This is a genomic window from Microbacterium zouquanmingi (assembly GCF_052266675.1).
In the GTDB taxonomy this organism is placed as follows: Bacteria; Actinomycetota; Actinomycetes; order Actinomycetales; family Microbacteriaceae; genus Microbacterium.
Map to the genome: position 1 here is coordinate 345,449 of NZ_JBQPRA010000002.1, position 13,252 is coordinate 358,700.

At 66.8% G+C, this 13,252-nt stretch carries 12 protein-coding genes; 8 read left to right on the forward strand and 4 right to left on the reverse strand.

Annotation, left to right across the window (positions count from 1 at the left end):
• Position 1: 1 nt before the first annotated feature.
• Positions 2-625, forward strand: coding sequence for a histidine phosphatase family protein (locus ACTU6V_RS05835; RefSeq protein ID WP_443475176.1), 624 nt, complete (start codon positions 2-4; stop codon positions 623-625).
• Positions 626-629: 4 nt separating this feature from the next.
• Here the strand turns inward: ACTU6V_RS05835 and ACTU6V_RS05840 are convergent, their stop codons facing one another.
• The gene (locus tag ACTU6V_RS05840) at positions 630-1,520 is read right to left on the reverse strand and encodes an NAD(P)/FAD-dependent oxidoreductase (RefSeq protein ID WP_443475177.1); all 891 of its coding nucleotides are present in this window, start codon (positions 1,518-1,520) and stop codon (positions 630-632) included.
• Between the two features lie 53 nt (positions 1,521-1,573).
• Between ACTU6V_RS05840 and ACTU6V_RS05845 the strand changes: the two genes are divergently transcribed.
• From ACTU6V_RS05845 to ACTU6V_RS05870, 6 genes are all read left to right on the forward strand, one after another.
• Entirely contained in the window at positions 1,574-1,978 is a 405-nt protein-coding gene (locus ACTU6V_RS05845) for a helix-turn-helix domain-containing protein (RefSeq protein ID WP_443475178.1), read from the forward strand.
• Between the two features lie 56 nt (positions 1,979-2,034).
• Positions 2,035-2,634, forward strand: coding sequence for a TlpA family protein disulfide reductase (locus ACTU6V_RS05850; protein WP_443467502.1), 600 nt, complete (start codon positions 2,035-2,037; stop codon positions 2,632-2,634).
• Positions 2,631-3,386 carry a cytochrome c biogenesis CcdA family protein gene (locus ACTU6V_RS05855; protein ID WP_443467501.1) on the forward strand — a complete coding sequence of 252 codons (756 nt, stop codon included), beginning with the start codon at positions 2,631-2,633 and terminating at the stop codon, positions 3,384-3,386. The genes ACTU6V_RS05850 and ACTU6V_RS05855 overlap by 4 nt, the downstream gene beginning before the upstream one ends.
• Positions 3,367-5,112, forward strand: a complete 1,746-nt coding sequence (resB, locus tag ACTU6V_RS05860; RefSeq protein ID WP_443475179.1) for a cytochrome c biogenesis protein ResB — start codon at positions 3,367-3,369, stop codon at positions 5,110-5,112. Before ACTU6V_RS05855 ends, resB begins: the two co-directional genes overlap by 20 nt.
• Positions 5,113-5,121: 9 nt before the next feature.
• Positions 5,122-6,123 (forward strand): c-type cytochrome biogenesis protein CcsB, encoded by a 1,002-nt coding sequence (gene ccsB / locus ACTU6V_RS05865; RefSeq protein WP_443475180.1) that lies wholly within the window; start codon positions 5,122-5,124, stop codon positions 6,121-6,123.
• A gap of 74 nt (positions 6,124-6,197) precedes the next feature.
• The gene (locus tag ACTU6V_RS05870; protein ID WP_443475181.1) at positions 6,198-6,596 is read left to right on the forward strand and encodes an SHOCT domain-containing protein; all 399 of its coding nucleotides are present in this window, start codon (positions 6,198-6,200) and stop codon (positions 6,594-6,596) included.
• Positions 6,597-6,665: 69 nt separating this feature from the next.
• On the opposite strand, the gene ACTU6V_RS05875 is transcribed toward ACTU6V_RS05870, so the two are convergent.
• Entirely contained in the window at positions 6,666-8,627 is a 1,962-nt protein-coding gene (locus ACTU6V_RS05875; protein ID WP_443475182.1) for a YhgE/Pip domain-containing protein, read from the reverse strand.
• Positions 8,624-11,374 carry an MMPL family transporter gene (locus ACTU6V_RS05880; protein ID WP_443475183.1) on the reverse strand — a complete coding sequence of 917 codons (2,751 nt, stop codon included), beginning with the start codon at positions 11,372-11,374 and terminating at the stop codon, positions 8,624-8,626. Before ACTU6V_RS05880 ends, ACTU6V_RS05875 begins: the two co-directional genes overlap by 4 nt.
• Positions 11,375-11,489: 115 nt before the next feature.
• Between ACTU6V_RS05880 and ACTU6V_RS05885 the strand changes: the two genes are divergently transcribed.
• Positions 11,490-12,161, forward strand: a complete 672-nt coding sequence (locus ACTU6V_RS05885; RefSeq protein WP_443475184.1) for a TetR/AcrR family transcriptional regulator — start codon at positions 11,490-11,492, stop codon at positions 12,159-12,161.
• Positions 12,162-12,208: 47 nt separating this feature from the next.
• Here the strand turns inward: ACTU6V_RS05885 and ACTU6V_RS05890 are convergent, their stop codons facing one another.
• Positions 12,209-13,192 carry an o-succinylbenzoate synthase gene (locus ACTU6V_RS05890; protein ID WP_443475185.1) on the reverse strand — a complete coding sequence of 328 codons (984 nt, stop codon included), beginning with the start codon at positions 13,190-13,192 and terminating at the stop codon, positions 12,209-12,211.
• Positions 13,193-13,252: the final 60 nt, after the last annotated feature.

Sequence of the window (13,252 nt, forward strand, 5' to 3'; positions counted from 1 at the left end):
GGTGCCGGCCGAACGCCTTCACCTTGTTCGTCACGGGGAGGTCCACAACCCGCAGCGGCTCCTCTACGGGCGGCTTCCGCACTACCGGCTGAGCGAAGACGGGCGCCGCATGGCGCGAGCCGCCGCCGAGTATCTCGAGGGCCTCGATCGCTCGGTGACGGCTCTGCGGTGCTCTCCGCTGCAGCGGACGCAGGAGTCTGCCGAGCCCTTCGCCGAGATCTTCGGGGTCGACCCGGTGCTGGATGAGCGGGTGATCGAGCCGACGAACCTGTTCGAAGGCAAGCGGATGAGTCGTGCACTGCGTGACCCGCGTAACTGGTGGAAGCTGCGTCGTCCCGCGGTGCCGAGCTGGGGGGAGCCGTACATCTCCATCGCCGAGCGCATGGAAGCCGCGCTGAACGACGTCTGGCACGAGACCGATAGCGGCGACATCGTGATCGTCTCGCACCAGGCGCCGATCTGGATCACGCACCTGCATGTCGCGGGGCTCCGTCTGCCGCACGACCCGCGGACGCGCCGCTGTGCGCTCTCCAGCATCACCTCGTTCGAACGTGTGGGCGACGTGTGGCGCGAGGTCGACTACGCCGAGCCCGCCGCGGCCGGCATCGACCTCGGCGCAGTCTGACTTCTCAGTCGCTCAGCTCCTGCACGATCGCGGACGCTGCCAGCTGTCCTGCCGCTGCGGCCTGAAGGACCGACGGCATCGGCCCTGGCATCGAGGCGCGGTGCGCGAGGTCTCCCGCCGCCGAGATGCCTGCGATCGAGGTATGCCCGAAGTCGTCGATCTCGATCCCCCCGCTGTCGAGAATGCGCAGTCCGAGCTCCGCGATGAAGGGCGCACTCTGGCGAAACGTTCCCGCGGCAACGAACAGACCCGCCACTGCGAACTCCTGGTCACCGGCGGTCACGGTCACGCCTTCGTCTGCTGCAGTCGCCGAGTCCACCACCGGCGCGACCTGCACATCGGCGTACTCGAGCCCGGCCAGGTCGCCGGGAAGATCGGTGGCGAGCGGGAACACCGTGATGCGCGAGGCGATTCTCCCGAGCATCCCGATCAGGTGCCCGGCGCGGGGACCTGCGCCGATGACTCCGATCTCTTTGCCGGCGAACTCGTGGCCGTCGCAGAACGGGCAGGCGAAGGCGCGCCGCCCCCAGAGCTCGGTGAGCCCTGGGACAATGGGCAGCTCGTCGATGGCGCCGGTGGCGAGCACGATGCGGCGCGTGTCCTCGCTGTGTCCGTCGGGGAAGTGGACTGTGAAGCCGTCGATGGCGCCGGAGATGCGAGCGACGGTGCCGGGACTGAGCTCCACATCTGGATACTCCGCGAGCTGCGTGCGCGCCCGTGCGCGGTAGTCCGCTGGTGCCGTCCCGTCGTCACCCAGCACGTTGTGCATGTGGGAGACGGTGCCATTGCGGTACTTGCCCGAGTCGAGAACGAGCGTCTTGCGGTGCATCCGTCCCAGGGTCAGACCCGCCTGGAGACCCGCGGGTCCGGCGCCGATAACGATCGCGTCGTACATGGTGTTCCTCTCGTGAGCTTGATTTCTCGATCAGTCTGTGACTTCATGTCAACATGAAGTCAAGCTCTTCTCGTCCCTGGTCCGTCGGAGAGGTCGCCGAAAGAGTCGATCTGCCCACGAATGTGCTCAGGCACTGGGAATCGGTCGGACTTCTTCGTCCGGCGCGCGATCAAGCCGGACGCCGTCGGTACGGCGAGGAAGAGATCGTCCGCATCGCCGTGATCCAGCGCAGCAAAGCCGCCGGAATGACCCTCGAGCAGATCGCGATCCTGCTCGATGACGGCCGGAGTGGGCGCCATGAAGTGCTCTTCGCTCATCTCGCTGATCTTGACCGACGGATGGAGGAGATGCGCCGCTCGAAAGAGATGACCGAGCACGCCGTGCGCTGCACTGCGCATGACATCACCACGTGCCCGCGGTTCCGTTCCGGCGTCGAGGACGTGCTCGCGAAGTTCTGATCACGGCACCTGCACCTTCCAGATCACCCATAGAAAGCCCTGCGTAAACTGGGAATATGCCCCGCCCCCGCTTGCTGCTTTCTGCCGCGCTCGCCGCGGTGTTCGCCGTCACGCTGGTCGGTTGCGCAGCGGACCCCGTCGCGCAGCAGTATCTCGACGGTGACGGCAAGGGATACATCTCCGCCGATGGCGCGGTCGAAGAGATTCCCGTCGCAGAGCGCGGTGAACCGGTCGTCTTCAGTGGGGTGACCGAAGAGGGCGATCAGTTCGAGAGCACAGACATCGCCGGCGACGTCACAGTCGTCAACTTCTGGTACGCCGGATGCGCACCCTGCCGTGCTGAGGCGGGTGCTCTCGAAGAGGTCTGGCAGCAGTACTCCGACGACGAGGTGTCGTTCATCGGCGTCAACACCTACGACCAGCCCGACACGGCGAAGGCTTTCGCCAAGACCTACGGGGTCACGTATCCGAGCCTCATCGACGTCGACAGCGGCACGGCCAAGCTCGCCTTCGCGGGCGCGACGCCGATCCAGGCGACGCCGACGACTCTCGTGCTCGACAATCAGGGCCGGGTCGCAGCGCGCATCATCGGGCAGCTCGACGGGCCCAGCATCCTCGCAACCCTCGTCGGAGACGCGCTCGCGGAGGGCGCGTGAACACCCAGGAACTGATCGGATCCGGCGCCCTCTGGCTTGCCATCCCGGTTGCAATGCTCGCGGGCCTCGTCTCGTTCCTCTCGCCGTGCGTGCTCCCGCTCGTTCCCGGGTACCTCGGATTCATCGGGGGAGCGGCGGCGCCGCGCGGCACGACCGCGAACGCTGCTCAGACTGGCCGTGGCCGCCTGGTGCTGGGCGTGCTGCTGTTCATCCTCGGTTTCAGCATCGTGTTCATCACGTTCACCGTCATCGGCGGCGCAGCATCCGTCTTCTTCCTGCAGTGGGGCGAGCTGATCACCCGAATCCTGGGGGGCGTCATCATCGCGATGGGGCTCGTCTTCCTCGGGATGTTCGGCTTCGCGCAGCGCGAGTGGCGCATGCACGTCACATCGAAGACCGGGCTGATCGGTGCCCCGCTGCTGGGCTTCGCGCTCGGCATCGGCTGGGCGCCGTGCATCGGCCCGACCCTCGCCGCGATCACCAGCGTCGCGTGGACCATCGGCGACCCCTGGCGGGCAGCCCTCCTCGGCCTCGCGTACAGTCTTGGCCTCGGCATCCCGTTCCTGTTGGTCGCGCTCGGCTTCGGTTGGGCGACGAAGACCATCGGGTTTCTGCGCCGGCACATCCGCGTCGTCAACATCATCGGCGGCGTTCTGCTGATCGCGCTGGGCGTGCTGATGGTCTCTGGTCTGTGGACCGACCTCATGTCGAGGCTCACGGCGGTGATGGGCAGTGTCCAGCTCCCGCTCTGATTCCCCCGCTCCCAAGAAGGATGCTGTGACGAGTTCCGACCCGCTCCGCCCGTCTGATCACATCGACGGCGATAACAGCACCATCACCCAGCCGCGCCTCGGGTTCGTCGGTTGGCTGCGCTGGGGCTGGCGTCAGCTGACCTCGATGCGCACGGCGATCGTCCTGCTGCTCGTGCTTGCGATCGCGGCGATTCCCGGCTCGATCTTCCCGCAGCGGATGGCAGACCCCAACGGCGTCACCCAGTGGGAGGCCGACAACCCCGACCTGTTCCCCGTGCTCGACGCGATGGGCCTGTTCGACGTCTACCTGTCGCCCTGGTTCTCCGCGATCTACCTGCTGCTGTTCATCTCGCTCGTCGGCTGCGTCATCCCACGCGTCAAGCACCATCTGAAGGCTCTGCGCGCCCGCCCGCCGCGGACGCCCGCTCGTCTGCAGCGTCTCGAGGACTACCGCGAAACCGTACGCCCTTCGACAGGCTCAGGGAGCAATGAGGCGGATGCTGACGCCGAAGCATCCCGTTCGATCGATGTCGCACAGAAGCAGCTGAAGGCCCTCGGCTACCGTGTCGAGCGCTACGACCTCGCCACCAAGACGGGGCGCACGTACTCGGTCTCGGCAGAGCGCGGCTATTGGCGCGAGACCGGCAACCTGCTCTTCCATATCGCGCTCGTCGGCGTGCTCGTCACCGTCGGGGTCGGGGGAAGCTTCGCCTACACCGGTCAGCGGGTGGTCGTGGAGGGGCAGACGTTCGTCAACACGCTCCTGGATTACGAATCGATGAACCGCGGCCGGTTCGTCAGTGATGACGCGCTCAGCCCATATTCGATGACCCTCGACTCGTTCGATGTGACGTATCAGGAGTACGGGTCGGCGGCATCCGGTCAGGCGGGGGACTTCTCGGCCAACATGACCATTCGCGAGAACGGTGAGACGCGCGAGGCCTCCGTGCGCGTCAACCATCCGCTCAATATCGCCGGCAACAACGTCTATCTGCTCGGCAACGGCTACGCGCCGACGATCACGGTCCGAAACGCTGACGACGAGGTCGTCTACCGCAACTCGGTGCCGTTCCTGCCTCAGGACACGGCGCTCACCTCGCTCGGCGTCATCAAGGTGACCGATGGGATGCCGGAACAGCTCGGCATCGCCGCATTCTTCTACCCCAGCGCGGTGAAGAACGACAACGGTGCATTCGCGTCGGCGCACGGCGATCTGCTCGCCCCTCTGCTCACCCTCCGCGTCTACGAGGGTGACCTCGGCATCGATGACGGTACGCCGAAGTCCGTCTACGTGCTCGACACCGATGAGCTCACCCCGATCGCCGGCGACGGGGGCGATGCGCCCTCGATCGAGCTGCAGCCGGGCGAGACTGCCGAGCTTCCGGGCGGCCGCGGAACGATCACGTTCGAAGATGAAGCGCCCGCGGGCGCCACCGACTTCACCCAGTCGGTCAAGCGCTTCGCGTCTCTGCAGGTGCACCACGATGCATCCGCCGTGTGGGTGCTCGTCTTCGCTCTCCTCTCGCTCGCCGGCCTGATGCTCGCGCTGTTCATTCCGCGCCGGCGCATGTGGGTCAAAGCATCCGTCGCGGGTGGTGAGGTGCGGCTGGAGTACGCCGGCCTCGCCCGCGGCGAGGATCCCACTCTCGGCGGCGCCGTCGACGACCTGGTCACAGGTCACGCGCGGCTGCTCGATGCCCCTTCCTCCGCGACAACCCGAAAGTAGACTGGCACCATGCCCGATCTCGACTCTCTCTCGATCCTGTTCGTCTGGACGGCGATCGCGATCTACGCAGCGGCTTTCATCGCCTACGCCTTCGATCTCGCTCGGCGTTCCGAGGTGAGTTCCGATGCGCGTCTCGTCCGCGAGAGCGAGGCGGCGCTGGTCGGCGCCGGGGCGCCGGTTGTCGACAGGTCTTCCTCATCGGGTGCGGATGCGGCGGGCGACGCATCCGATGTGCCGGTGAAGCCGCGATATGTGATGGCCAGGATCGGCACCGTTCTGACGACGCTCGGGTTCGTGTTCCACCTCGCAGCGACGGTGTTGCGCGGAATCGCCGCTGAGCGCGTGCCGTGGGCGAACCTGTACGAGTTCGCGATGATCGGCACGCTGCTGATCGTCTTCGTCTATCTGCTCGTGAACCTCCGGGTCGATCTGCGCTACCTCGGCACGTTCATCCTCGGGATCGTCGTCGTTCTGCTGGGTGCCGCGTCGCTCAGCTTCTACGTCGGGGTCGTGCCGCTGATGGATCCGCTCAAGAGCGTGTGGCTCGTCATCCACGTCTTCGTCGCGTCGCTCGGCACCGCGTTCTTCGCTCTCGCCTGCGCGCTGTCGATTCTGCAGCTCATGCAGACCCGGCGCGAGCGCCGCCTGGCAGAAGCGCTTGAGAAGCCTGGTCCTGGCTTCCTCGCGACGCTGCCGAGCGCCGACCGCCTCGAGGGCACGGCCTTCCGATTCGCGATCATCGGCTTCATCCTCTGGACCTTCACGCTCATCGCGGGTTCCATCTGGGCGCAGGATGCCTGGGGCCGTTACTGGGGCTTCGACGTCAAGGAGACCTGGACGTTCATCATCTGGGTGCTTTACGCCGGATACCTGCACGCACGTGCGACCCGCGGATGGCGGGGAACGCCATCGGCGTGGCTGTCGATCATCGGCTTCACTGCCGTCATCTTCAACTTCACGATCGTCAACGTCTTCTTCAAGGGGCTGCACGCCTACAGCGGCCTCAGCTGACCCGTCACTGCCGATATGCTCAGGGGGCGAGTGAGCATGCCTAATGCTCCCGCCCTAAACAAGGAGTGAACGGCATGACATTTTGGACCCAGATCTGGGACGTCATCTGGTGGTTCCTGACGATCTTCGTGTTCGTCGCCTACCTGATGGCACTTTTCTCGATCATCACCGACCTGTTCCGTGACCACAAGCTGAATGGCTGGGCCAAGGCAATCTGGTTCATCTTCCTGATCTTCCTGCCGTTCGTCACTGCGATCGTGTACCTCATCGCACGCGGACGCGGCATGTCGGAGCGCGCGCAGAAGCAGGCTGCTGCTGCGCAGTCGGTAACGGACGACTACATCCGTTCGGTGTCGGGCAGTGCGCCCACCCCGGCGGCCGAGATCGCCCACGCGAAGGAGCTGCTCGACTCGGGTGCGATCACCGCAGCAGAGTTCGACAAGCTGAAGCAGGCGGCGCTCAGCCGCGCCTGAGACATTCGAAAAAGCCCCCTCCGTCGCACGCTGACTGTGTGCGGGAGGGGGCTTTTCGCTGTCCGGATGCTACGCCGTGGCGAGCACCGCCTTGACGGAGGTCGTGCGGCGCAGGGCGACGGCGATCGTCGTCGCGACCAGTGACAGCACCGCCCAGACGACGAGCCCTGCGACAGCTCCGCCGTTCGCGGCGATCAGCCCTGTGAAGGCCGGTGCGGTCGGGAGCGCGGCGCCGATGGAGGCGAGCCACCCCGGCACTGTCGAGATGAGTCCCGTTGCCACGGCGGTGACCGCGATGACAGCGCTGATCCAGCGTCCGGCACCGCCGAAGATGGCCACCAGCGCCTGGTTCACCGCGGCGAATGCGACGCCGGCGAGCACGGCAGTTCCCGCGAAGGCCCACCAGGTCGCCAGATCGTACGAGGCGACGATCTGCACGATCAGCGCGACGAGCACGCCCTGGCCTGCTCCGATCGCCGCCGCAGGCCAGAGAGCCCGCAGGGCAAGCCCCGCCGATGAACGACGCGAGGTGAGCGTGCGGGCGGTGTGCGCGCGCATCACGATGAACGAGGCCAGGCCGCCGAGCCACAGCACCACCGCTGCGAGGAGCGGAATCGCGGTCGGCCCGAAGATCATGTTCGCCTGCGCGTTCGACGACACGGGGTCGGCGATCACGGATGCCAGCGACGTCGACTCCTCGTCGTTGAATGACGGAAGCTGCTCGGTGGCCTGGCGCAGTCCGCCAGCGAGATCGGCGGTGCCCGTTGCGAGCTCATCGAGTCCGGAGGCGAGCGTGGCGGCTCCGTCGGCAAGCGCCGTTGCACCCTCGCTGAGCCCTGATGCTCCGGTGCTCAGAGCGGATGCTCCGGCGGACGACTGAGACGTGCCATCGGCGAGCTGGGTGAGGCCAGTGGCGAGCCCGGTTGCGCCTTCACCCGCGGAGCGGAGCTGACCGGCCATCGTCGCCGTCGCCTCAGTGTTGAAGATCGCGAGGCCGGATGCTGTTCCTGCGGCGGCCTGGGCTGCCTGGGCTGCTGGCTCCGTGAGTGCGCTCGCAGTCCCCGACGCCGTGGCGAGATCCTGGCAGAACTCTGGGGTCCCCGTGAAGTCACAGGTGGCGAGCAGGTCCTTCAACTGAGAATCCAGGCCGGCGAGCCCCGCTGAGACACCCGTGGTCGCCTGCTGTGCGCCATCGGCAGCGGTGAACAACTGTGCCGGCACGAGTCCGGACTGCTCCAGAGCCGCAGCCCCACCCGTCAACCCCGAACCGAGCGCGCTCGCACCGTTCGCGGCATCCCGCGTGCCCGATGCGATCGTCCCCAGACCCGAGGCCAGGTCCGACGCGCCGGAACCCAGCTGAGATGCGCCGCTGGCAAGCTGCGTCGCGCCGTCGGGAAGCGCAGCTGCGCCATCGGCGGCGGTGCGCGCGCCGCCGGCGAGCTGGTCCGCACCGGAGGCCGCTTCGCCGATCTGATCGCCGATCGTCGTAAAGCCGACGAGCACGTTCTCCATCGTCGCCTCGCTCAGCATGGTGCCCATGGTGGAGGCCGCGACGGATGCGATCTGCGAGGTGATGAGGTCGTCGGCGACGAGGCCGTCATCGGGAGTCGTGACCTCGATCGTGGCCTGCTCGGGCGTCCCGCTGCCGTTCGCGATCGTCTGGCCCGCGGAGGTCGCCGCTGCCGAGAACTCTGCCGGAATCGTGACAATCGCCTGGTAGTTGCCGTCGGCGAGGCCCGCCGCGGCATCCTTCTCGTTCGAGATGACCCAGGTGAGGTTCGAGTCCATGTCATCGGAGCCCTCGACGAGGCCAGCGGCGAGCTGGCGTCCGAGGGGCGTGTACTGCTCGTTGAGCGTCACCGGCTCGTCGAGATTGACGATGGCCGCGGTCATGCTGTCGAGGCGCTCGGTCGGGTTTTGCAGAGCCGCGACCAGGATGCCGCCGATGATCGCCGGCAGCAGCAGTACGCCGATGATCGTCAGCAGGGTGACGGGCTTGCGGGATCGTGCCCGCTCGATGGAGAGGTTCATGCGTCCACCTCGAGGTCGTTGTGGGAGTTCGACGTCTGCGCGACGTCGAGGACGGAAGCGGTCGGCCAGCCGGCCTCCGCGAGAAGCGTGCGGGCGATGTCAGGGTCGGATGCTGTCGCGAAGACCGCGAGCGGACGGGATGCCGCAGCGCGCTGCAGCATCGTCGTCGCCTGATCGCGCTGTCCGCCGGTGAACCGGTCGATGCCGTCGATGACGACGAGGCGTGACCTGCCGCGCAGCGCCTCGCGCAGGTCGAGCAGCGCAGCATCCGCATCATCGACCAGCACGCTGCCGACGTGCCCGCGCACCCAGGCCGCGCGGCCCGGCAGCAGATGTCCGACGACGCGGAGCAATCCCGCATCCGCAGTCAGGCGCCCCGCGACCGCCAGCGCGACCGCGCGGCGGACCCGGGCATCGCGACCGGCCGCGATGACGGCCTCGCCGGGAGCCACGCGCAGCGACAGTCCTTCGACGATCGGAGCATCCGCGCTGAGCACGAGATCGTCGGCGGCGACGACCGAATCGTCACCAGGCCACCCCGAGAGGTGACGTTCGCGCTCGACGGCCTCACCCTCGATGTCGACGCTCGGAAGGATCTTCTCCAGCCAGCGCGGAATCTCCCAGGCGCGCTCGCCGAGGATCGCCATGAGCGCGGGGATCAGGGTCATACGCACGAGGAACGCGTCGATCGCGATACCGGCGGCAAGGCCCAGCGCGATGGGCTTGAGCGACGAGTCGCCCTCGGGCACGAACGCGACGAAGACGGCGAACATGATGAGCCCCGCGGCAGTGACGACCTTGGCCGATCCGGTGAAGCCGGAGCGGACGGCGCGGAGGGCTGCGGCACGGCGCTTTGCACGAGTCGCGGATTTCGATTCGGGGTCGTGTACGAAGTCCTCGCGCATGCGCGAGACGAGGAACACCTGGTAGTCCATCGCGAGACCGAACAGCACGCCCATGAGGATGATCGGCATGAAGCTGATGATCGGTCCGACCTTCGCCACGTGCAGAGCATCGGCGAGCCAGCCCCACTCGAACACGGCGCCGACGACTCCGAACGCCGCGATGATCGACAGCAGGTAGCCGAGGGCTGCCGTGATCGGCACCCAGAGCGAGCGGAACACGATCGTCAGCAGGATCAGCGACAGCCCGATCACGAAGATGCCGAACGGCAGCAGGGCCGCTCCGAGCTGGTCGGAGATGTCGATCGCGACGGCGGTGAAGCCGGTGATCTTCACGTCGATGCCGAACTCTTCGAGCCACTCGTCGTGGTGCGAGCGCAGCTCACGGACGAGGTCGCTCGTCGCCGGGTCATCCGGCGCGGTATCGGGGATCACCTGGACGATGCCGGTGTCTGCGGTCTCATTCGGTGTCGCGAGAGCGACTTCCTTGACCCCTGGGACCTTCGCGACAGCATCTCCGAGGTCTTCCATCAGGGTGAGCGGATCGGTGGAGGTGACAATCGTTCCGGTCAGGACGAGGGGACCGTTGAAGCCAGGGCCGAACTCATCGGCGACCAGGTCATAGCTCTGTCGAGCTTCGTCGTCGGGTGCGAGCACACCAGCGTTCGGGAGGGCGAGATTGAGGCTGAGGGCCGGGACAGCGACGATTCCGAGGCCGATCACGACCGCAAGAGTCGTGATGACCGGATGCTTGGTCACCCCGCCGACCCAGCGTTCGCTGAACTGACGGCGCGGTGCGCTCGTCTTGCGCTCCTTCTTCGGGCGGCCTGCAGCCTTGCCCCCCAGGAATCCGAGCAGAGCGGGGGTCAGGGTGACGGCGATCGCGACAGCCACCGCGACCGCGACCGACGCGGCGATGCCCATCGTGGTGAGGAACGGGATGCCGGCGAAGCCGAGCCCGATCAGCGCGATGAGCACCGTAATGCCGGCGAAGACCACGGCGGAGCCCGCGGTGCCGACGGCGCGGGCAGCGGACTCTTCCGGGTCGGTGCCTTCGCGCACCTGATCCTGGTGCCTGGCCATGATGAACAGCGCGTAGTCGATGCCGACCGCGAGGCCCAGCATGAGCGCCAGCAGCGGCGTCGTCGAGGAGACCGGGGCGAAAGCGGTGGCCGCGAAGATTCCGGCCATCGAGATGCCGACACCGAGAACAGCGGTCAGCAGCGGGAGACCGGCGATCACGAACGATCTGAACGTGACGATCAGCACGAGCAGAGCGATGACGAGGCCGACGGCTTCGGTGAGCGTCACGCCGGGGATCGAGATCGCGAAGAGGTCTCCGCCAAGTTTGATTTGCGAGTCGGCGGGAAGCTCAGCGCCGAGCGCATCTACTGCCGCGGTGAGGGTGTCTTTCGTCTCGTCGGAGACGTCGGTGGACTGGCCATCGAATTGCAACTGCACGATGGCTGCGGTCTTGCCGTCATTGATCATTCCCTCGATCATTTCGTCGTAGGGAGACGTGGCCGCGAGGACATCGTCGAAGTCAGCGAGTTCGGTGACGGCCTTCTCGATCGGCTCGCGGTAATCGTCGTCGGTGATCTTGTCGCCTTCTGCGGCGACGATGATGAACTGGGCATTCGTGCCGCTCACCTGGGGGAAGGAGCGCGAGAGCTGCTCGATGCCCTCCTGAGCTTCGGTGCCCGGGATGGTGAAGGAGTTGTCGGTGCCCTGCTGCAGGACCACTGCACCGCCACCGGCCGCCGCGAGGATGAGGAGCCAGGCGACGAGCACCCGCCACGGGTGGCGGAATGACCAGCGTCCGAGCGACGATAGGAGTGTGGACACAGGATCCTCCGAGAAGCAGGCGTGGGAGACTGGATACAGAGATGTATCCGATACACATATGTATCCTACGATTATTCGAGTTGCGAAAACTGTGCGCAGGATGTGAAGTGAGGCCATGACGACCCCCGTGACGAGACGACGCGAGAACACGCGTGCGCGCCTTCTGGAAGCCGCAGCCCAGGTCTTCGCGGCAGTCGGGCTCGAAGGGGCGAGTGTCGAGGCGATCTGCGAGCGTGCGGGGTTCACGCGCGGCGCGTTCTACTCAAACTTCGAGTCGAAGGACGAGCTGTTCCTGCAGTTGGCAGCCGCTGTCGCCGAGCAGCGAATCACCACAGTGCGCGCGCGCATCGATGAGTTCGTGAAGTCAGGAATCCTGTCGGCCGATGCCGATCCTGCCGAGCTCGTGCAGCGTGTAATGGACTCGGGCGAGGATGATCGACTGAGCGTCCTCCTGATGAGCGAGATCCGCATACATGCGCTGCGCGATGCAACATTCGCGGCGGCGTATCTCGCCCAGGAGAATGCACTTGCGAGCAGTATCGAAGGCATCATCCAGGGCATCGTTGACTCAGGCCTCTTCGCCCTGCGGGTGGAGGTTCCTGCCGCGGCCCATATTCTGATGGTGCAGTGGGAAGGAAGCATGGCCCGCGGAGCGATCGCAGGTCACGACGGCGAGCAGTTGCACCGCGTCGGCGCTGAGGCGCTTGCTCGGGTCGTCGAACTGATCATCGCGCCGGCCGTGCCGCCCGCCGTGCCGCTCGTTGGCGAGAAACGTCCTTCTGCCTGACACAGGTGCTTCCAAGACGTTTCTGATGCTGCAGGATGTTTCTCGCGTCAGTTGGCGGATGCCGCGAGCAGCGCGTAGCTGCGACGCAGGCGGTCGAGCCACCACTGCTGACGATCAGCGGAGGCCGCGAGCCGATCGAGTCGTGCAGAGTCAGGTATCACGCGGCCGACTTGGATCGCGCCGTCAGCAGGCGACAGATCGACCACGTCCTCGATGAAGAGCGCACTGGTGCCGAGGCCGCAGTCGAATTCGAGCTGGGGGAGGGCTGCGGCGAGCGCCGCGCCGTGACTCAGGCCGACCGCAGTGTCGAGCGCGCTGGAGACGACGGCGGGCAGCCCGGCTTCGGCGACGATGTCGAGCGCTCGCCGGATGCCGCCCAGCGGCTGGGCCTTGATGACGATGAGGTCCGCGGCGCCAGCTCGTGCGACGGCCAGTGGGTCCTCGGCCTTGCGGATGCTCTCATCCGCCGCGATCGGGATGCCCATGTACTTCACGCGCGCGCGCAGTTCGGCGAGCTCTTCAACCGTGGCGCACGGCTGCTCGGCGTACTCGAGGTCGAACTCGGCGAGAGCGTGCAGCGCCCGTTCTGCCTCGTCGACGTTCCAGGCGGCGTTCGCGTCGATGCGGACTCGCCCCTCGGGCCCCAGCGCTTCGCGCGCGGCGCGCACGCGGGCGATGTCGTCTTCGAGGTGCTGCCCCGGGTCTGCGACCTTGACCTTCGCGGTGCGGCATCCGGGAAAGCGCGCGAGGATGTGCGCGACTTGACCGGCGGCGACGGCGGGAACGGTGGCGTTGACCGGGATGCTCTCGCGCAGCGGCGCGGGCTGTATGTTCCAGGCGAAGTCAATGGCCGCGGAAAGCCAGACGGATGCCTCGGCATCGGCATACTCGACGAACGGAGAGAACTCCGCCCACCCCTGCGGGCCCTCGAACAGGAGCGCCTCGCGGGTGGTGACCCCGCGGAAGCGCGTTGTCATCGGCAGCGACACCACGCGCGCTGTGCTGAGCAGATCGGCGATGTCGGCTGTCATGTGCTCATTCTGCCCCGAACCCTCGTCCAGGTCGCGAATTGCGCCGGTTTGGCGTCCGCA